This is a genomic window from Vibrio sp. 16, assembly GCF_963681195.1.
GTDB lineage: Bacteria > Pseudomonadota > Gammaproteobacteria > Enterobacterales > Vibrionaceae > Vibrio > Vibrio sinaloensis_D.
Window position 1 is genome coordinate 381,984 of record NZ_OY808997.1, and the last position, 20,612, is coordinate 402,595.

A 20,612-nucleotide genomic window follows, 5' to 3' on the forward strand; every position below is an offset into this window, starting at 1 on the left:
ACGCATAAATTCAGAATTTGTATCCTTCGCACTTTGCGCGGGAGTAGTAGAGAAAAGGTCTTCCATGAGTTGGCTTGAAAAGATTTTAGAAAAAAGCAACATCGGTAGTTCACGCAAAGCTTCTATCCCAGAAGGTGTATGGACGAAATGTACGTCATGTGAACAAGTGCTATATCACGCTGAACTAGAGCGTAACCTAGAAGTGTGTCCAAAATGTGACCATCACATGCGCATGAAGGCTCGTCGTCGTCTAGAAACGTTCCTAGATGAAGGTGAGCGCGTTGAACTAGCAGATGAGTTAGAGCCGAAAGATAAACTGAAGTTCAAAGACTCAAAGAAATACAAAGATCGTTTGTCAGCGGCTCAAAAGAGTAGCGGCGAAAAAGACGCGCTTGTGGTTATGAAAGGTGAGCTACTTGGTTTACCGGTTGTCGCCTGTGCGTTTGAGTTTTCCTTCATGGGCGGTTCAATGGGCTCTGTTGTTGGTGCTCGTTTTGTTCGTGCTGTGGAAGCAGCAATGGAAAACAATTGCGGTCTTGTTTGTTTCTCAGCAAGTGGCGGCGCACGTATGCAAGAGGCACTGATGTCGCTAATGCAAATGGCCAAAACCAGTGCAGCGTTAGAGCGTTTATCAGCGAAAGGTTTGCCGTTTATCTCAGTGATGACAGACCCAACTATGGGCGGTGTCTCTGCGAGTCTTGCAATGCTTGGTGATGTGAATATCGGTGAGCCTAAAGCTCTGATTGGCTTCGCTGGTCGTCGTGTTATCGAACAAACGGTTCGTGAAGATCTACCAGAAGGCTTCCAGCGTAGTGAGTTCTTACTTGAGCACGGCGCGATTGATATGATCGTCGACCGTCGTGAAATGCGTCAGCGTATCGGTAGTCTATTAGCTAAAATGACTAACCAAGCGTCGCCTTTGGTGGTTTCTGTGAATGATTCACCAAATGAAGCGCACTATGATGTACCAGAAGTAGAAGAAAAAGGGTAAAGTAACACACTAACAAACCACCACTAATTTTTGGTTTTAGTTAGATGATTCAAACCCAAATTCCTCAAGCCACATCTCCACTTTCGATGTGGCTTGATTATTTAGCAAATATCCATACGTCAGCCATTGATCTTGGTTTAGAACGTGTCCAAGCTGTGGCAGAGTCTGCCAATCTTACCAAACCCGCACCTACCGTTATCACTGTTGCAGGAACCAACGGCAAAGGTTCTACTTGTGCATTAATGGAAGCCATCTTACTTGATGCTGGCTATTCCGTTGGTGTCTACAGCTCTCCTCATTTGATTCGTTACAATGAACGGGTTCGAATCAATGGCCAAGATTTAAGTGATGAAAAGCACACCGAAGCCTTTGACTTTGTTGAACAGCAGCGTGGCGATATCAGTTTAAGTTTCTTCGAGTATGGCACTTTGGCCGCTTTACGGTTATTTCAAACTGAGAAAGTCGATGTTGTTTTGCTTGAGGTTGGTCTTGGTGGGCGCTTGGATGCGACTAATGTCGTTGCTCACGATGTGTCTGTGATCACCAGCCTTGCTCTCGACCACATCGATTGGCTTGGCGATGACATCAATGTGATTGGTTTCGAAAAAGCAGGGATCTACCGTAGTGGCAAACCTGCTATTTGCGGTCAGCCAAAAGCGCCTTCTACTGTCGCTGCACACGCAGATGACATCGGAGCTGAGCTTTATCAAGTCGGCATTCAATATCGATATGAGCAAACTTCCGAAACCGAGTGGACGTGGACTCATGGGTCTTATGACCTCGAAGCGCTCCCTATACCGAGTTTACCTTTGCAAAATGCTGCGACGGCGCTAATGGCGCTTGCAACAGCAAATCTAGACATTACTGACGTTAACATCGTCAACGGCTTGACCAACGCTCAGCTGCCTGGCCGAATGCAAATCATCAATCATTCGCCAACCGTTTTGCTTGATGTCGCTCATAACCCGCATTCTGCGGAGTACTTAGTTGGCCGCGTTCACCAACAATATCCCAGCAAAACGATACATGCAGTGGTCGCGATGCTGCACGACAAAGACATTAAAGCAACGCTTGAAGCACTAGCGCCAATTGCGACGCACTGGTATCCGGCATCACTTACTGGACCAAGAGCGGCAACGGCGGATGAGCTTTGTCAGCACCTACCCGCAGGCAATGTCCAGTTTGAATCCCCTGTGGCTGCTTTTGATGCGGCAATGACACACGCGGCCCCCGAAGATGTCATCCTCGTAGTAGGCTCTTTCCACACGGTAGGGGAAGTGCTTGAACACTGGGAAAGAAAAGGAGAGTAAATGGCCAGTAAGTTTCAAAGCCGTTTAGTCGGTACCATCATCTTGGTTGCAATTGGGGTGATTGTTTTACCTGATGTCTTAGATGGTAAGAAAACACATTACAAAGAAGAGATTGCGAGCATTCCGATTAAACCTGAAGTCGGCAATGATCTTGAGTCATTCGAAGTTCTTGACCCCGTCGACGACTCTGCGAGTTTACCCGAAACGCCAGTAGAGGTGACGCTTGAGGAGACTTCTCTAGCACAGTCCGAAGGGGCAAAAGAAGAACCGTTACCCGTTATCGTTAAGGAAATTCCGGAACGTAATGAGTATCAAGAAAACGCGTGGATCATTCAGTTGATGGCCCTCAAAAATGCCGACAATGCGAAGAACCTTGTCAAAGATCTACAAAAGCGTGGTTATCAAGCGCATGCGAAGCCAGAGAACAATTTTACGCGAGTAATAATCGGCCCAGATGTGTCGAAGAGCAAACTTGAACGCCAAGTGATTGAACTCGAAAAAATTACCGGCTCAAAAGGTCAATTGCTCAAATTTAAACCACTAAACCCATAAGAAAACGTTTGCGTCAGCGTTTTTTCTGTTAAAATGCGCGCCAACTTAAGATGTAAGTAAAGAATGAATCCGTTAGATATTGTCATTTTAAGTGTGATCGGCCTTTCGGCTTTGATCAGTTTAGTTCGTGGTTTCGCTAAAGAAGCGTTGTCATTAGTGATTTGGTTTGGCGCTTTTTTTATCGCCAGTCAGTACTACGCAAAGTTAGCGGTGTACTTTACCAATATCCAAGATGAGATGTTTCGTAACGGAGCGGCGATAGCAGCCTTGTTTGTCGCAACACTTATTGTTGGAGCGGTCGTGAACTACGTGATCGGACAATTGGTGCAAAAAACAGGCTTATCAGGAACTGACCGAGTACTGGGTATAGTGTTTGGTGCTTTACGCGGTGTTCTGATTGTCTCGGCTGCACTATTTTTTCTGGATACGTTTACATCGTTTCCAGAGACGGAGTGGTTTAAGGGCTCGCAATTGGTGCCGCAGTTTAAGCACATCATTGCTCCGTTCTTTGAACACTTACAAGCAACATCAAGTTTCTTATCTGACGCGCTTTAGCGCGTCAGCCATTGTCGAAAATCGAGGGTTAGGACATGTGTGGTATTGTTGGAATCGTGGGCACAACGCCTGTAAACCAGTCTATCTATGATGCATTGACGGTCTTGCAGCATCGTGGCCAAGATGCCGCGGGTATTTGTACCATAGAAAGCAATCGTTTTCGTCTGCGCAAGGCGAATGGTTTGGTGAAAGATGTGTTTGAAGCAAAGCACATGCAAAGACTGCAAGGCACAGTTGGTATTGGCCATGTTCGCTATCCTACGGCAGGCAGTTCAAGTGCGTCTGAAGCGCAGCCTTTCTATGTTAACTCTCCATTTGGTATCACGTTGGCTCATAACGGTAACCTAACGAATGCCAATGAAATTCGTCAGAAATTATTTGAAAAAGACCGTCGTCACCTTAACACGACGTCGGATTCAGAAGTATTACTTAACGTATTGGCGCATGAAATAGATACGGTTAAAGGCAATGTGACAGCCGAAGATGTTTTCCGCGCTGTAACTAATGTTCACCGTGCAATTCGCGGAGCGTACGCGGTAACGGCAATGATCATCGGCCATGGTATGATTGCTTTCCGTGACCCACATGGCATTCGCCCTCTATGCCTGGGTAAGCGTGAAGTGGACGGCCGTACGGAGTACATGGTGGCTTCTGAATCGGTCGCATTGGATGCGGTTGGTTTTGATTTTATTCGTGATGTGGCTCCTGGTGAGGCGATCTACGCTACGTTTGATGGTGAGCTGCATACCAAGCAGTGCGCTGACAACCCAGCACTTAACCCATGTATCTTCGAGTTTGTTTATTTCGCTCGCCCTGACTCGTTTATCGATAAAATCTCGGTATACAGCGCTCGAGTAGAAATGGGTAAGAAACTTGGTGATCGTATTCGTGATGAGTACGCGCATTTAGATATTGATGTGGTTATTCCAATCCCAGAGACATCGTGTGATATTGCCCTGCAGATTGCTCAAGCGATTGACAAACCCTACCGCCAAGGTTTTGTGAAAAACCGTTATGTTGGACGTACCTTCATCATGCCTGGTCAGCAGCAGCGTAAAAAGTCGGTCCGTCGCAAGCTCAACGCGATTCGCTCAGAATTTAAAGATAAGAATGTTTTGCTCGTGGATGATTCAATTGTGCGCGGTACGACCTCTGAGCAGATTATCGAAATGGCGCGTGATTCAGGTGCTAAGAAAGTGTTCATGGTCTCTGCTGCCCCAGAGATTCGTTTCCCGAACGTTTACGGTATCGATATGCCAAGCGCAAATGAGCTGATTGCTCATGGCCGTGATAACGACGCAATCTGTAAGCAGATTGGTGCTGATGAACTGATTTTCCAAACGCTTGAAGATTTAGTAGAAGCTGTTGGCATCGGTAACATTGACATTGCTCGTTTCGAAACATCGGTGTTTAACGGCGAATATGTTACCGGGGATATCGACCAGAAGTATCTAGAGTTTTTGGAGTCTTTACGCAACGATGATGCGAAAGTCCAGCGTGAGATTCAGCAAGAGCTCGCTAACCTAGAGTTACATAACGAAGGCGCGTAAACGCAAGAGTTAGACTGAAAAGCCGACGTATATTACGTCGGCTTTTCATTTATGCCTTGGTTCTAACTAGTTGAGAGAGCATAAACATGGCGGTCGCGCTAATCACTACCGATGGTCCTGCCGGTGTGTCAAAGTGCCAAGATAGGCTTAAACCGAACACGACAGCGAGAGCACCAATAAGTGAAGCCAACAGTGCCATCTGTTCTGGTGTTGATGAGAATCGACGCGCAGCAGCAGCAGGAATGATCAGCAGCGATGTCATGATCAGCGCACCGACAAATTTCATCCCGATAGCGATAACCAAACCGACCATCAGCATCAAAACAAGGCGCATCAAATCCACATTTTGGCCGTCAACCGCTGCTAAATCTTCACTGACGGTTGTCGCAAGAAGCGATCGCCAGAAGATTGCCAGTATCGCGGTCACGACAATCACACCACCGTAGATATACATCAAGTCAGTGGGGGTTACAGAAAGCAAATCACCGAAGAGGTAGCTCATCAGATCAATTCGCACATCGTCTAAAAAGCTGACGGCAACCAAACCGAGAGACAAAGCGCTGTGGGCCAAAATGCCAAGTAGGGTATCCGTCGCAACCAGTTGTTGTTTTTGCAGAGTCACCAGGATCAGTGCAAGAGCGAGACAACAAACCACCAGTGCGAGATAAAGGTTTACATTAAGCAAAAAACCAAACGCAATACCCATGAGTGATGCGTGTGCGAGTGTGTCACCGAAGTACGCCATTTTACGCCACACGACAAAGGAGCCAAGCGGTCCCGCAATGATGGCAATGCCAAGTCCAGCAAGCAGAGATGGTAGTAAAAACTCAATCATGGTGGTGTCCGTGTGAATGATGTGAACAGCTTGAAGCATCGCCAGACACAGGTTGCCCTGCCAAATCATGGTGGTGGTGAGTATGCTGATGGTTATACAGAGCAAGCGCCTCTTGGTGGCCATGGCCGAAGAGTGCGATATAGCTTGGGTGCTGGCTTATTGCTGCTGGCGAGCCAGAACAACAGATGTGATGATGCAAACAAATGACATCATCGGTTTTCGCCATAACAAGATGCAGATCATGAGACACCATAAAAACGGCGCAATTGAAACGATGGCGAATGGTATCGATTAAATCGTAAAGATCGATTTGCCCTTGCACATCAACGCCTTGTGCTGGCTCATCAAGCACCAATAAATCTGGACGTTGCAGTAGAGCACGAGCGAGTAAGACACGCTGGTTTTCACCACCCGATAGGCTGTGCATGTTTGAGGTTAACAAGTGCTCGGCGCCAACCAGTTTCAATGCTTCTATGATCTCTTGTTGGCTGAATCGGCCAGAGAGTTTCAAAAACCTTGTTACGTTGAGCGGCAGTGAATCATTAAGCTTGAGCTTTTGAGGTACATAGCCGATCTTTAGACCTTTGCTCTTGGTTACTTTTCCTTGATACTTGCGCTGTAAACCGAGTAGCACTTTTACTAGCGTTGATTTGCCTGCACCATTAGGGCCGATTAACGTGGTAATTTCTCCACGTTTCAGCTTTAAAGAGACTCTATCTAGTACTTTGCGCTCTTCAAATTGAACGCAGATGTCAGTGAGTTCGACCAATGTCGACATGAATAGCACTCATTTGCAATTACTTAATGTTATAATGTAACATTTAATCCCTTGTTAGACTAGACGACTGTTCCCTTTATGAAGCGTATTTTTTCTTTTGTCAGTGTTTTATTGGCGGCATTTAGTGCAAATGCTGCGACCGTGTTAACCAGTATCAAACCCATTCAAATGATAGCTACCGAGTTGACGCAAGAAGTGTCCCAAGTTGATGTTTTGATCCCTGCGAATGCTTCCCCACATGATTACGCGTTGAGACCATCTGACGTAAAGCGTATTCAAAGTGCCGATATGATTGTTTGGTTTGGCAATGACCTCGAACCTTTCCTTGCTAAAATTCTTGAAAATCGCGATAGCGTACTCACTTTGAGTGACGTTGATGGATTGGAGCTACGAGAGTACGACGGCGATCATCATGACCATCACGGTCATGATCATGGCAGTCATGATCCACATTTTTGGTTGGGTTATAAAACCACTAAGCAGGTAGCAAAAGCGATCGTTGCCAAGTTGAGTCGTTTAGATGAGAAAAATGCTCAGCGATATCAAGATAACTTGGCCGCGTTCTTACTTAAGCTAGAGAAGCAACAAGTGGCATTGATGTCTCAGCTTACTCCCGTGAAAGAGAAAGGTTATTACGTTTTTCATGATGCGTACGGATACTTTGAGAGTGATTTTGAACTGAACCACTTAGGTCACTTCACGGTAAGCCCTGACAGAAAACCGGGGGCAAAAACATTAATTAAAATTCGTAAAGCCCTGTCTTCGAAGCAGGCAGTTTGCGTGTTCTCAGAACCACAGTTTACGCCAGCTGTTATTGACTCTGTTACTCGAGGAAGCGATGCTCGTGTTGGCGTCCTTGACCCTTTGGGTACCAGTGTGGTCGTACAGCCAGGGTCTTATTTTCAGTTTAGGCAGAACTTAGCCGACAGCTTTTTCAACTGTCTAGGTGGTGTGTAATAGGGAAGGGAGCGTGGCTCCCTTTTTCAACATTTTTCTTCAGTAAGCCATTTAGATGTGAATTTCGCTTTAAAAGTCAGCAGAATGTCGCAGACTAACTTGTTTATTCTCCCTATTCTTAGATAATTATCTTCACAAAATAAATATTCAGTTGTTCGGCGTTACCACTAGTGAACGAACACTATTCTGTTTTAATTCTATTGCTGTTAGGGAAAGTTTAGGTGATAAGAGCCTTATGGGTTACGGTTCTAATTTGGTTGGCGCCTATCGTCAGTGCAGTCGAGTCAACGCCAACCGTTTTTTACCCGTTACCCACACAAGCCCAAGGAAAAGTATTTGCCGCTAAGGATCTGTTTTTAGCCGATGGTGGTGGCGTTTGGTTCCAAGATGTCCGCAATCAAATACTGTTCTTTGATGGTCAAAATATCATGCCTCAATCTGGCTCTGCGTTGGAGCATGAGGTTGATCGCGTTGCCTTTTTAGACAATGCTTTTTGGTCATTTTTCCGCAATGAGATTTATCGTACTGAACCAAATAAAGAGCGAGAGCTCATTTTCAGTCTCCAACCTGGCGTCGAAATCAAGAGAATAGGGGCATCCAAGCGCTATATTTGGCTCTCTGACGATACCAGTTTTTACACCTATGACGTTGATAGCGGCAACTTCAACACCTATTCGCTGCTGTCCCTTTATCAGTACAGCCAATCCGCATCGATTGAGATAAACGATGCAAAATTCATTCTGTCAAAATGGGTGTTGGGTACGAACGCAGGGGTTTACCTTTCTCAGAATGAGAACTTTGAACATGTAGCGAGTTCAGGGAAAAATCACGTTGAAAAGATCTACTTTTCTGACAAGCGTCGAGAATTGGTGATCGGCTCACTTAAGGGCGCGTTGATCTTTGATATCCAAAACCCCAACAAACCCATACAAAAGATACCCGGCTCACATGTGCTAAGTATCGCTGAAACGAGTCAAGAATACTGGATCGGGACTGAGAAAGGTCTCGTTGTCTATTCCTTTTTGACGGGCGAAAGTAAGCGTCTGACGTCCTCTGGCTTCAATGATAATGTTGTTAGCCAAGGCAAAATATATGCGCTGCTAAACGATCAGTCTGGCGGTATTTGGATTGCGACCGATCGAGGGGTACGTTACTTCTCGCTTTTTTCGCACAAGTTCGAACGATTCCCCGTTCGTCTACTCTCGACGAATTTATCCATGGATGAGCCTCATTATCTGACTCGTATGAAGACCAAAGACGGTTATTGGATGATCAGTGATAATGGCGTGTATCGAGTGAGCTTGAATAAAGTCAGCAGACGTGAGCTTTTTTACCGAGGGAAAGTGCACGATTTGGTTGAACACAATGGTGTCTTGTGGCTTGCGACAAACAACGGGATAGTGTGCGTCGACTCGATGACTGGGCAGGTTATTAAAGATGACAATCTACCTATTTATCTGAAGTCTTTCCCAACCAAACTGCTCGAATTGGATGGAAAGGGGTTGTTGTGGGGAGCAAGCGATCAGCAGCTGTGGAGTTATGAGATGACGACCAATACGCTGACGCAATATGGCTCTGAGTGGATGATAAAAAGATACTTGCCTGCTCAGCTCACGCAAATGATGGTTACGTCTCAAGGTCATCTGGTTCTGGGTACAGAGCACGGCGTGTATGTAATGCGCGACGGGCAAGTGAACTTCGTAGGTGAGAGTGTTCCGTTTGGATTAGTCATTAACCTTGTTCAGGTTACGGATGAGCAAGTTTGGGTTGCCAGCCGCTACGGCCTTTATCGTTTTGGTCTCTACAACGGACATGTTGACCCGATTCCTTTACTTGATGGGCACATTACGCCCAAGTGCTTACTCAAAAACCAAGATGGCATTTGGCTGACTTCATCGGCTGGATTTACACGATATTCTGAGCAAGGCGACCTGATACGCCACTACGGAGAGCCCTTTGGTTTGATAAGCAATGAGTTTTCTCCACGCCTGTGTAGTTACAGCACTGACAGTGAACGTACTCTGCTACTGGGCGCTAAATCGAGTTTGATCAAAGTGAATACTCACGAACTGGTTGTGAGCCGTTTGCCTGATATTAAAGTCATTATTAGCCAAGTAAAAGTCAATCAAACCCTTCATTCGCTCGGTGAAACGTCAGAGCAATTATTGGAAGTTGGCTACGGTGAATCGGTATCGTTCCAATTTGGTGTGCTACCTCAAGTGAATAAAGTCTCTGTAGAGTACCGTCTTAATGAGGAACAATGGCAGCTGCTAGATGGCGCGACGCTGAATATTGACCATATGATGCCCGGCCACTACAGGCTTGAGGTTAGAGCGGTGATCAACACGAACCAGCGTGGTCAAAGCAACGAGTTTCTGTTTTATGTTACCAAACCGTGGTTCTTAACGACTTATGCTCTTCTAGCCTATGCACTTATAACGCTGTTTGTTTTGGCCACGGTCGTTTATTGGCGTTCACGAATCATGACCAAAGCCAACAGACAGCTTAAAGCTCAGGTAGCCCTGAAAACCAACCAACTGCGTCACCAAAGTCGTATTTTGTTGAGCAATAACCAGCAATTAAGAAAGCAGCTGCAAATTCGACGCTTAATCACAACGCAGTCTATTGAGGCGATGAAACAACGTCTGATCAGTTCGTCTGTAGAGCACCCTTCAGAGCAGAGTGGTGGTCATCAACATATGCTTAATTATCTGGTCAAAGAGTTGGATCTCCTACTCCATGTTAGAACAACCAATGGTCAAGCGGTTCCGGTTTACAATCTCAACTTGATTCTGCACTCGGTACTGAATGGTTGGGAAGAAGAATTGGTTAAATCGGGGATTCAGGTTGAATTTCAGCGCAATGATGACTCGGATCATTACATCACTTTGGCGACGTTTAATCTCGACGAGTTGCTCAATACGTTACTGGATAGTATTACCAAGCGTTGTTACCGAAACCAAGTCGTGATCATCTCGATACGTCAAGAAGATCAGTGGGTGACGCTGTCGGTTGTCGAGCAAGGTGAGTCACTGGAGAACTACAGCCACTCTTCAACCCTACAAACCCTTCATTCCTTGGTTGATCAAAGTGGTGGCTCTATTAGCACTCACAGTTCGGTTGAGCGTAATCTAATGGAAATCACTTGGCAGGGCAGTGAATCGTTTGATGAAGAGTCAGTGATCGAGCTACCTACTGAGGAAGACCGCCTTGAAGCGCCAGCTGAAGACCCGTGGCTCATAAAAGTAAAAGCATTAGTGCAAGAGAGCTACTCTGACCCAGAGTTCAGTACGTCTGTTGCTGCGAAGATGTTGTATGTGTCAGAACGTAGTTTACAGAGACGAGTCAAAGCTGCGATTGAAAAAACCTTCACCGAATATTTAACGGAGGTGCGTTTGGATCAAGCTTGTCGCCGTTTATTGGCTGGCGAGAAAGTGTCTGACGTTGCTTTTGAGTGCGGATTCAACGACCCTTCCTATTTTAGTCAACGTTTCAAACATCGCTTTGGCGTCCCACCTACGCAGTTTGTCGAGCAGCAAGAGTCGTAAAGACCACTTTGTCTTGGTTAGAGAAGGACTTCGTTTCCTTTTTCATCGTAAGCTCCAATCCCGCAATCTACAACCTACTTAAGCCATAGCACCGCATCGTAGCAGTCTTATTGCGCAAGTATGATTATACGTACAACAGTTATCTTAGACGGAAACTGTGTGGTTTAAGCTAGTCAATGGAATGAGGTTTGAAGTGTAACAATGGAGATGAAAAAAAATATCGTGGTATAGCCGGGGGGACTATACCACGGGTGCCAATGACACCTTCGCTTGCTGCCGGAGTGACGCTGGATGCGCCACCTCTGGAATTCTTGTCTTAAGGTCTCCCTCTCGACGTGATTAACTATAAATCCATGGCCTTTTTTTACTTATAAAATTAACGCCAGTATTACATAAGAAAAGCGACAAGTTGTTTAAGTTATTGAATTTAAATAATTAAAAGTCAATTCTGTCTGGTTTTTTTTGTTCTTGGTAATTCTGCTTCCTTTTTCATTTCTAGTTTTTAACGTTTTTGACGGCGCTTCTTTTAACGAAAATGACATTTCCAAAAGTGCAAAGATTGATTTCAGACAAGAATTGTTACATTTGAAGGAAGTACTATTGGAAGCGTTAATAAAAATACTTTTCATTTGTATATAGCTGGCCTGTTTATGACATTATCAGAACTACAACAAGGGCAAAAAGCCATTATTACTGGATTCAATGAGCTCTCTATTGATGTGAGAAAAAAACTTATGGTGATGGGGCTGCTGCCTCAAACATCGGTGACTTTGATTCGTCGAGCGCCAATGGGCGATCCACTTCAAGTTGAAGTTCGCGGTGTATCACTTGCTGTTCGCGAAAATATTGCCAGTGCAATTAGCGTGGAGGTGAACTAGTGGACTATCAAATTCTCACCGTAGGTAACCCGAACAGTGGTAAAACAACACTCTTTAATGGGCTAACAGGGGCCAAGCAGCAGGTTGGCAACTGGGCGGGCGTAACGGTCGAAAAGAAAACCGGTAAGTTCTTCCACTCTGGGGATCAATTCTCTTTGACAGACCTACCCGGTATCTATGCGCTTGATAGCGGCAATGACAGTAACAGTATCGATGAGTCTATCGCCTCTAGAGCGGTGTTAACTCATCCAGCGGATCTGATCATTAATGTCGTTGATGCCACCTGCCTTGAACGCAGTCTCTATATGACTCTTCAGCTGCGTGAATTGGGTCGTCCTATGATTGTTGTGTTGAACAAGATGGATGCACTGAAGCGCGAGCGACAAACGATCGACATCAAAGCGCTAGAAAACATGTTGGGTTGCCCAGTCTTTGCTATCTCAGCCAACAGTCGAAGCCAAGTGCTTACTCTAAAAGATCGACTTCACAAAGCTATTGTGCAAGGGGTTGCGTTGGATGAGTTGCGTTTGGACTATGGTTTTGAGTTTGAAAGCGCCATTAAAGAGCTGGAGCCAGTATTCGCTGAGAATAGAGATGTCGCGGCGCGAGCGATGGCTATTCGCGCTCTAGAAAATGATCGCCTAGTGCTTAACGCATTGTCACAGCAAGATAGAGAGCGTGTGATTAGTACGCAATCTCAAGTGAGCATCGACATTGATTTGTTGGTTGCAGATACGAAGTACACCTTTTTGCATGACCAATGTAAAAAAGTGCGTCGTAGTGAGGGAAAGCTTAGCCACAGTTTTACCGAAAAAGTCGATAGCATCATCTTGAACAAATGGATTGGCGTGCCGTTTTTCTTTGTGGTGATGTATTTAATGTTCATGTTCTCTATCAACATTGGTGGCGCTTTTATTGATTTCTTCGATATTGGCGTGGGAGCCTTGCTGGTTGATGGGGGGCATTATTTGTTAGATAGCCATCTCCCTGTTTGGTTGGTGACTTTAATCGCTGATGGTTTAGGTGGGGGTATTCAAACGGTAGCCACCTTTATTCCCGTTATCGCTTGTTTGTACTTGTTCCTTGCTGTGCTTGAAAGCTCAGGTTACATGTCTCGTGCTGCGTTTGTATTAGACAAAGTGATGCAAAAGATCGGCTTGCCGGGAAAAGCATTTGTTCCGCTTGTTCTTGGGTTTGGTTGTAATGTGCCATCAATAATGGCGACGCGTACATTGGATCAAGAGCGTGAACGTAAGTTAGCTGCCTCTATGGCGCCATTTATGTCATGTGGTGCGCGACTGCCTGTCTATGCATTGTTTGCAGCGGCCTTCTTTCCAGAAAGTGGCCAAAATGTGGTTTTCGCCTTGTATTTAATCGGTATTTTTGCCGCTGTGTTGACGGGATTCGTGCTCAAGCACACCATCTATCCCGGTTCTAGCGATAGTTTGGTTATGGAAATGCCAGACTATGAATTGCCGACCATGCGTAATGTGGTGATTAAGACTTGGCAAAAACTGAAGCGCTTTGTATTGGGTGCGGGAAAAACCATAGTGGTGGTAGTGACCATCCTTAGCTTCCTCAACTCTGTTGGTGCAGATGGAACGTTTGGCAACGAAGATAGCGATAACTCGGTGCTCTCCAAAGTATCCCAAGTCGTCACACCAGTCTTTGCCCCTATCGGTATCGAGAACGACAACTGGCCTGCAACGGTGGGTATTATTACAGGTATTTTTGCTAAAGAAGCGGTTGTCGGGACACTCAATAGTCTCTACGCGCCAGCGGAAGATGAAGCGGGTGAGTATGATTTATTCGCAAGTCTTGAAGAGGCCGTGATGTCAATTCCTGATAACCTTTCAGGCTTAAGTTACTCAGACCCGCTCGGTATTGAAGTGGGAGATTTGACAGACAGCCAAGCTGTTGCGCAAGAGCAGGAAGTTGATGCGTCTATCTTTGGTAATCTAAAGTCTCACTTTGCTTCTGGTCACGCTGCATTTGCCTATTTACTGTTTATCTTGCTCTACACTCCTTGTGTCGCGGCAATGGGGGCTTATGTGCGTGAATTTGGCAGCAAATACGCGAGATTTATTGCGGTTTGGACGATGGGACTGGCTTATGGAAGTGCCGCCCTATATTACCAAGTGACTCACTTTGCTGATCATCCAGTAACCAGCGCAGCTTGGATTGGTGGTGTGATGTTGACAAGTTTGATCGTTTTCAAGCTATTGAAAAGAGCTGGTCAGAAGGCGCAGCCAGAGCTTGAGGTGCAAGTCGCGTGATATTGTCTGAGTTAAAGTACTACATCGAGCGCAACGGCACTGCTTCTCAGCGTGAATTGGCGAAGCAGTTTGCGCTTAGCGAAGATGGGGTGGATGCCATGCTCTCCGTTTGGATCAGGAAAGGGGTGATATCACGCTTGGTTGATACCAATGCGGCGAATCATATCACTCGTGTGCGATATTCTATGGTTGCACGTAATGCTTTAGCCGTGACAGTGACAATGTAGTCAAGCCAATTAAATGGGCCGTTCTAGTAACAGAACGGCCTTTTTTATGCGCGAGTGAACAGCTTACTTAATGAAAGGACGTTGCCGATTCTTGTTTGGATCTCAGACTGCTCTTGCTCAGTCCTAAACTCTCCCTTGGTATTTCCCCATACCGGCCCTGGCCATGCAATATCGTCTTCAAATCGGGCGATGTGATGGATGTGGAGTTGAGGAACCATGTTACCAAGCGCGCCGAGGTTGAGTTTCTTTGGCTGGAAGGTCGCTTCTAGCGCTTGGCTTACCGCTTGAGATTCATGCAAAAATTGCTGTTGCTCTTGCATCGGTAAGTGATGCAGCTCTTTTAGATTGGCACGCTTAGGCACTAAGATGACCCAAGGCACGGCATTGTCTTTATGCAGCAGTGCAACACACAGCGGGAAGTGACCAATGATGGTGGTATCTTTTGCCAATTGAGGGTGCAGTTCAAAACTCATTATCGTTTTCCATTTTGAATTGAATGACGTCAGTATACGCCAGATAAAACAAAAGGTTGACGCTTTCACGCCAACCTTTCTGATTATCTAAATGCGAGATGCTTAATTACATGCGCTCTAGCGTTTCGATACCTAGCAGAGATAGACCTTGCTTGATTGTCTTCGCAGTCAGAGCTGCAAGCTTCAAGCGGCTCTGCTTCACTGACTCGTCTTCAGTGTTAAGGATTGGGCACGCTTCGTAGAAGCTAGAGAACTGACCAGCTAGTTCGAATAGGTAGCTACACATGATGTGTGGTTGACCTTCACGAGCAACAGATTGTACCGCTTCTTCAAACTGTAGCAGTTTAGCGATAAGCGCTTTTTCTTTCTCTTCAGTCACTTTGATTTCGCCTGCTAGATTATCCATAGAGATACCTGCTTTAGCGAAGATAGAAGAGACACGAGTGTAAGCGTACTGCATGTAAGGCGCCGTGTTGCCTTCAAACGCTAGCATGTTGTCCCAGTCAAACACGTAGTCTGTTGTACGGTGCTTAGACAGGTCAGCATACTTAACCGCTGCCATAGCAACAGTGTTAGCGATCTTAACTTTTTCTTCTGAATCAAGATCTGCGTTCTTAGATTCGATCAGCTTGATTGCGCGCTCTTCTGCTTCATCGAGTAGATCAGCAAGACGAACCGTACCACCTGCACGAGTCTTAAAAGGACGACCATCTTTACCTAGCATCATGCCGAACGCGTGGTGCTCTAGTGATACCTCTTCTGGCACATAACCCGCTTTACGAACGATAGTCCAAGCTTGCATTAGGTGCTGATGTTGACGTGAGTCGATGAAGTAAAGTACGCGGTTTGCGCCTAGTGTTTCGTAACGGTACTTAGCACAAGCAATATCCGTCGTGGTATATAGGAAGCCACCATCACGTTTTTGGATGATAACACCCATCGCTTCGCCATCTTTGTTCTTGTACTCTTCTAGGAAAACAACTTGAGCGCCATCATCTTCTTGAGCAATACCACGCTCTTTCAGATCGGCAACAATGCCAGGTAGCATGTCGTTGTACATGCTTTCGCCCATAACATCGTCACGAGTTAGAGATACGTTTAGGCGGTCGTAGTTACGTTGGTTTTGAACCATAGTAACGTCAACCAGTTTCTTCCACATCTCAGCGCAGTATTCGTCGCCGCTTTGTAGTTTCACTACGTAGTTACGTGCGCGAAGCGCGAACTCTTCGTCTTCGTCGTAGAGCTTTTTCGATTCTCGGTAGAAGGCTTCAAGGTCAGACAGTTCCATTGAAACTTCGCCAGACTCTTTTTGAACGCGTTCTAGGTTAGCGATAAGCATGCCAAACTGAGTACCCCAGTCACCGATGTGGTTAGCACGGATCACTTTGTGACCTAAGAACTCTAAAGTACGAACAACTGCGTCACCGATGATGGTTGAACGTAGGTGACCGACGTGCATTTCTTTAGCAACGTTTGGCGCAGAGTAGTCAGCAACGATCGTTTGCTGTTCTTCTTTCGCGACACCTAGGCGAGCATCTGCCAATGCAGACTCGGCTTGCTTCGCTAGAAACTCTTCGCTTAGGAAGATGTTAATGAAACCAGGACCTGCTATCTCAGTCTTGCTTGCGATACCGTCTAGGTCCAGAACATCCAATACTTTCTGTGCAAATTCGCGTGGGTTTGTGCCTAGCTTTTTCGCTACGCCCATTACGCCATTCGCTTGGTAATCACCAAACTGTGGTTTTGCAGATTGGCGGACTGCGGCAGGGCTGCCTGCAGGTGCGCCAGCGGCTTCTAGAGCCTGAGAAACTTTGTCATTAATAAGTGCTTGGATATTCACACGCGCTTCCTTCAATTCTAGGGAATTGGTTGGGTATACATTCGCTATTGCTAGGCTTGCAGTCGTTGCCTGAATAATATCCACCGAAATGGAATGAATGTATATCTCGATCTATTTCATAATTTGGAGCACATAATAGCAACTTTATTGGATTCCTTATAGGGAGTGAACTGGGAAATTTTCTACTTTTCCTGATGATCTTGTTAGTATTGAAGAAAAATTAATGTTTTAGGTGAAATTAAATGTCTCAAAGACTGATTGATGCTGAATTAATGCCCCAACAGATGAAGCAAAAACTGAACGATTTTATGCATAAAATCCAACAGTTAGGCGAAATCTTGCATATTAATTTGTCGGATTTTCAAGCAGATCATATTGCACTGCGCATCAACGAAGCAGAATTGGCACATTTAGCCCATCAAGAATGGCTAAAAGCGGGGAAAGAAATTTCAAACGCGATGATCAATGGTCGACCGATCATCGTTCTTGAATTCAATCAGCCACTTAACGCATTAGAGTGGCAAATCGAGTGTTTGGAGCTACCCTATCCCGCAGAGGGTAAGTTCTACCCCGAACAAAGCTGGGAGCATGTAGAGTTTGTTGTACCATCTCACGCTAAAACGGCGGAAGAATATTTGGCAGATCTCAAACGCCAATTTCCTCGTTTCGCTGAGAAGTATGATGTCTTGTCGGATCAAGGCGTGAAAATCAAACTATCGAGCCCAAAAGGAGAAGGGGAACGTTTGAACAATCCGACGGTGGCATTTAAACGAAATGGGGTGTGCATCAAGCTACACCCACATTCGTTAAAGAAGATTGTTGAATCAGAACAAGCGAGTTAATGACGACGCGAGTTAACCGAGTTCGATGTCTTTTGGCCTTAACTGAAATTCTTCAATTGAACCGATCTCAGATCCAAGCTCGAGCTTCTCTGACTCGTGGTGCGCATTGCCTTGTGTGTGCATGATGAGTCGATTGGCGGTACGAGGTTTGAGCTCGTTGACGACAAAACGAATCATGTCGGAGCGATCCAGAGTCTTAAGTTCTTCTAGCACTTTTTCTTTTTGGTTGAAGTCGAGATCTTTGTTACCAATCGCAACCCACAACCGCTGTGCCCGAGACCTCAATGTCGTATCGGGTGCCGCGATTTGGTTCCATAGCCCTCGTTTACTGCTGTGCCACTGGTATTCATTCAGCTCTAGCAGGACCATATAAAAGGCGTTTAAAAACTCATCAATGGACTGGATTAGGTCGCTTGGAGCGGCATTGGGTGATTGAACATAGAGCACAATACCTGGATGTTTGTTTAGTGGTAGGTTTCCTGTTCCTACCATGTAGCCAAGCTGCTGCTTTGTTCGAATCTCATGGAAAAACGTCGCCGACATTAAGTGGTTAGCCAGTGAATACAGCGCAATACTGCGGGGGCTCTTATCTTCACATTGATAGTAAAGTACCACGGCTGAGTCTTCTTGGTCACAAAACACTTCCCGCTGAAACGACCCGTTTTTACCCAACATGACAAGCGGTCGTAACGATTCTTCGTACTGTTGATTCTTGACTCTTAGTGCGTCTTTTAGCGTATTCCCAAGGCTGAGCGCTTCTTTTTTCGTCCAGTCACCATAGACAAACATCTCAACATGCAATTCAGAGAGAATGTCTTCAACAAAACTGGATAACTCTTCAACGCTTATGGACTCTAACGCGTCGACTAGCACCGAGTAGGGGGGATTGTTCGGTTGTAAAATTCCGGTTAGAGCATTAAAGAGCTGCGAAATTGGACGATCTTGCGAAGCATTGCGCCAATTTCTTAGCATTTGCGTTTTTATCGTGTCAAAGCGTTGCTGACTAAAGTCCCGTTTAGCGAATCGCTGCAAAATGAGTTGCATCAACTCCGGCTGCTTCTGAGTGAAGCCCGACACGGTTAGGGTAACGCCACCTTGATGGGCGTACATGTTGTAACCCATGCCCGCGATTTCTGCTTGGTATGTCTCTTTTGCCAAGCTGTCTAAAAACATCTCAACGCAAAGTCTTGTTTTTACGATATTTGTCGGGGTTGAAACTGCTTGGGGGCTGTCGATAGCAACGTACAAGACGCCTTTCGGTACTCGGTATTCGGTGTCTTGCAAATGCCAAAGTTTAAAGCCGGGTAACTCTTCAATCACTTGAGGCACAGTGTCATTGCCCTCGATGGGTTGAGGGTCGAGATCGTAGCAAATGAAAGGGTTTTTATCAGGCAGAGAAAATTTGAGCGGTGATGGCTGTTGATAATGTGATCGCAGCTGGTCACTAATCGGGTGAACCGCGTAGGGTGTGAAGTACCACTTCGCTTCTTTATCGTAATCTAGTCCCTGAGCAATCAGTGTGACACGAAGATTGTCGACTGAGAAATAATCTGTCAGAGAAGTGAGAAGTTGCTCGTTATAGCCTTGCATCATGTAGTCGCCGTAAACCACATCTTCGGCCTGATAGTGCTGCATATTAATAACAAGGTGGCTGACCAGATCAAGTGGTCTTGTGGGCTCTTGAAAGCGAAATGCAGACTCAAGGACGGCTTTTTTCTCAAGGTATCGCCATTCATCCATACCTTGTGTCTTGATAAGGGTTATGTAGCTGAATACCGACTGAATGATATCGTCTGTATGCGACATCCCTTCCTGCGTCAGTGAGCAACTAATGGTGAAATCCCGATAGTTACTGCCGCTTGCGCCTCCACCTGCGGAGAGGGATGTAATCCAGCCTTGTTCTTTGAGTGCGACCATCAGGCTTCCAGGTCCTTCATCGCCCAGCAGATGCGCGAAGTAAGAGAGTGGCTTGGTTTGGTAGTACTTATCCATACCAGGCATTGGGAAGGCGAGAATCAGCTTGCGCAGATCTTTTATCGGCTCTACATGCACCGAAATCGCGGTTGAATCAGCGTCCGAGTATTCAGCATCGATTTTTTTGCCCGCAAGTTGGTGATTGGGAATGTCGTTAAACATTTCTTCGCACAAGGTTTGAAGCTCATCAAGCTCTTGTGGACCAATGATGGCCAATGTCATCAGATCCGCAGAGTAATGCGAATAGTGGAAGTCGATTATCTCATCTCGAATGGATTTTCCGTCCCGATCGCCCAGCGTTTCCAGATTACCGACTGAAAACTTACTGAACGGATGCGCTTGGTTGATCACTTCTTTATTGACTTGATATAAGCGACGCGAGTCATCATTGAGTTTCAACTTGTATTCAGAGTCAACCGCTTGGCGTTCTTTATCCAATGCTTCCGGATTGAATAGTGGAGCGGTAAAGAATTGACTAAAGCGATCTAAGGCTGATGGGAAAGCGTTGGGGGATACATCGAAAAAGAAACAAGTATGTTCGGTCCCAGTCCACGCATTGTTGCTGCCACCATGTTGATTGATATAACTTTGAAATTCGCCCACTTTCGGGTACTTTTCGGTCCCCAAAAATAGCATGTGTTCCAAATAGTGGGCTAACCCTTCTCGGTCTTGAGGATCATCGAAGTGGCCCACGTTGACGGCCAACGCCGCGGCACTCTTTTGCGCATTGGCGTCATGCGTCAGCAACACTCTGATACCATTAGGTAAAGTGAGGTAACGGTATGTATTGCTATCATTGGGGCTGATGTGCACGTGATTGTCTCCGATGAGGTAATTATGTGTAAGCCAGTTCAGTATTGATAATGTCAATAGGCCCTAATAATTATGACTCGGATATCCATCAGTGCAAACTATCTGTTTGAGAAATCTGAGCAAAATAGGGTTTCGCAGGCTGTGGGATTTGTCGCAAAGAGTGTTAACGAAGTCTGAGTCTTTGCCACAGTACTTGATATAATTATTGACGAG

General features: G+C 45.8%; 16 protein-coding genes. 11 read left to right on the forward strand and 5 right to left on the reverse strand.

Annotation, left to right across the window (positions count from 1 at the left end; translation table 11 throughout):
• Nucleotides 1–64 precede the first annotated feature (64 nt).
• The 5 genes from accD to purF all read left to right on the forward strand — a co-directional run bounded on the left by accD (nucleotide 65) and on the right by purF (nucleotide 4,958).
• Nucleotides 65–991: an acetyl-CoA carboxylase, carboxyltransferase subunit beta gene (gene accD, locus U9J37_RS01725; RefSeq protein WP_005471616.1), complete on the forward strand. Its 927-nt coding sequence runs from the start codon at nucleotides 65–67 to the stop codon at nucleotides 989–991.
• Nucleotides 992–1,035: 44 nt separating this feature from the next.
• Nucleotides 1,036–2,301 carry a bifunctional tetrahydrofolate synthase/dihydrofolate synthase gene (gene folC / locus U9J37_RS01730; protein WP_005471733.1) on the forward strand — a complete coding sequence of 422 codons (1,266 nt, stop codon included), beginning with the start codon at nucleotides 1,036–1,038 and terminating at the stop codon, nucleotides 2,299–2,301.
• Entirely contained in the window at nucleotides 2,302–2,853 is a 552-nt protein-coding gene (locus U9J37_RS01735) for an SPOR domain-containing protein (protein ID WP_039628103.1), read from the forward strand.
• Nucleotides 2,854–2,916: 63 nt separating this feature from the next.
• Nucleotides 2,917–3,408: a CvpA family protein gene (locus U9J37_RS01740; protein WP_005471775.1), complete on the forward strand. Its 492-nt coding sequence runs from the start codon at nucleotides 2,917–2,919 to the stop codon at nucleotides 3,406–3,408.
• Nucleotides 3,409–3,443: 35 nt separating this feature from the next.
• On the forward strand, nucleotides 3,444–4,958 hold the full coding sequence (gene purF, locus U9J37_RS01745; protein WP_005471636.1) for an amidophosphoribosyltransferase: 1,515 nt from the start codon (nucleotides 3,444–3,446) through the stop codon (nucleotides 4,956–4,958).
• 49 nt (nucleotides 4,959–5,007) lie between these two features.
• On the opposite strand, the gene znuB is transcribed toward purF, so the two are convergent.
• Both znuB and znuC read right to left on the reverse strand, forming a co-directional pair.
• Nucleotides 5,008–5,793 (reverse strand): zinc ABC transporter permease subunit ZnuB, encoded by a 786-nt coding sequence (gene znuB / locus U9J37_RS01750; RefSeq protein WP_005471691.1) that lies wholly within the window; start codon nucleotides 5,791–5,793, stop codon nucleotides 5,008–5,010.
• Entirely contained in the window at nucleotides 5,786–6,571 is a 786-nt protein-coding gene (znuC, locus tag U9J37_RS01755; RefSeq protein ID WP_005471740.1) for a zinc ABC transporter ATP-binding protein ZnuC, read from the reverse strand. Before znuC ends, znuB begins: the two co-directional genes overlap by 8 nt.
• A 78-nt stretch (nucleotides 6,572–6,649) precedes the next feature.
• Between znuC and znuA the strand changes: the two genes are divergently transcribed.
• The 5 genes from znuA (at nucleotide 6,650) to U9J37_RS01780 (ending at nucleotide 14,457) form a co-directional block, all read left to right on the forward strand.
• Nucleotides 6,650–7,528, forward strand: a complete 879-nt coding sequence (gene znuA / locus U9J37_RS01760; RefSeq protein ID WP_005471876.1) for a zinc ABC transporter substrate-binding protein ZnuA — start codon at nucleotides 6,650–6,652, stop codon at nucleotides 7,526–7,528.
• 221 nt (nucleotides 7,529–7,749) lie between these two features.
• A complete protein-coding gene (locus tag U9J37_RS01765; RefSeq protein WP_043886849.1) occupies nucleotides 7,750–11,076 on the forward strand; it encodes a helix-turn-helix domain-containing protein in 3,327 nt (1,108 codons plus the stop codon).
• 650 nt (nucleotides 11,077–11,726) lie between these two features.
• Nucleotides 11,727–11,954, forward strand: coding sequence for a FeoA family protein (locus tag U9J37_RS01770; protein ID WP_005471674.1), 228 nt, complete (start codon nucleotides 11,727–11,729; stop codon nucleotides 11,952–11,954).
• Nucleotides 11,954–14,230, forward strand: coding sequence for a Fe(2+) transporter permease subunit FeoB (feoB, locus tag U9J37_RS01775; RefSeq protein WP_005471739.1), 2,277 nt, complete (start codon nucleotides 11,954–11,956; stop codon nucleotides 14,228–14,230). Before U9J37_RS01770 ends, feoB begins: the two co-directional genes overlap by 1 nt.
• The gene (locus tag U9J37_RS01780; protein ID WP_038191740.1) at nucleotides 14,227–14,457 is read left to right on the forward strand and encodes a FeoC-like transcriptional regulator; all 231 of its coding nucleotides are present in this window, start codon (nucleotides 14,227–14,229) and stop codon (nucleotides 14,455–14,457) included. Before feoB ends, U9J37_RS01780 begins: the two co-directional genes overlap by 4 nt.
• Before the next feature lie 44 nt (nucleotides 14,458–14,501).
• On the opposite strand, the gene U9J37_RS01785 is transcribed toward U9J37_RS01780, so the two are convergent.
• Nucleotides 14,502–14,930 carry an HIT family protein gene (locus U9J37_RS01785; RefSeq protein WP_005471626.1) on the reverse strand — a complete coding sequence of 143 codons (429 nt, stop codon included), beginning with the start codon at nucleotides 14,928–14,930 and terminating at the stop codon, nucleotides 14,502–14,504.
• A 106-nt stretch (nucleotides 14,931–15,036) separates the two neighbouring features.
• Nucleotides 15,037–16,770 (reverse strand): arginine--tRNA ligase, encoded by a 1,734-nt coding sequence (gene argS, locus U9J37_RS01790; RefSeq protein ID WP_043886848.1) that lies wholly within the window; start codon nucleotides 16,768–16,770, stop codon nucleotides 15,037–15,039.
• 242 nt (nucleotides 16,771–17,012) lie between these two features.
• On the opposite strand from argS, the gene U9J37_RS01795 reads away from it, so the two are divergent.
• Nucleotides 17,013–17,612 carry a VOC family protein gene (locus U9J37_RS01795; protein ID WP_005471833.1) on the forward strand — a complete coding sequence of 200 codons (600 nt, stop codon included), beginning with the start codon at nucleotides 17,013–17,015 and terminating at the stop codon, nucleotides 17,610–17,612.
• Nucleotides 17,613–17,624: 12 nt separating this feature from the next.
• Here U9J37_RS01795 and U9J37_RS01800 read toward each other — a convergent pair whose 3' ends face one another.
• Nucleotides 17,625–20,399: an insulinase family protein gene (locus U9J37_RS01800; RefSeq protein ID WP_043886847.1), complete on the reverse strand. Its 2,775-nt coding sequence runs from the start codon at nucleotides 20,397–20,399 to the stop codon at nucleotides 17,625–17,627.
• Nucleotides 20,400–20,612 lie beyond the last annotated feature (213 nt).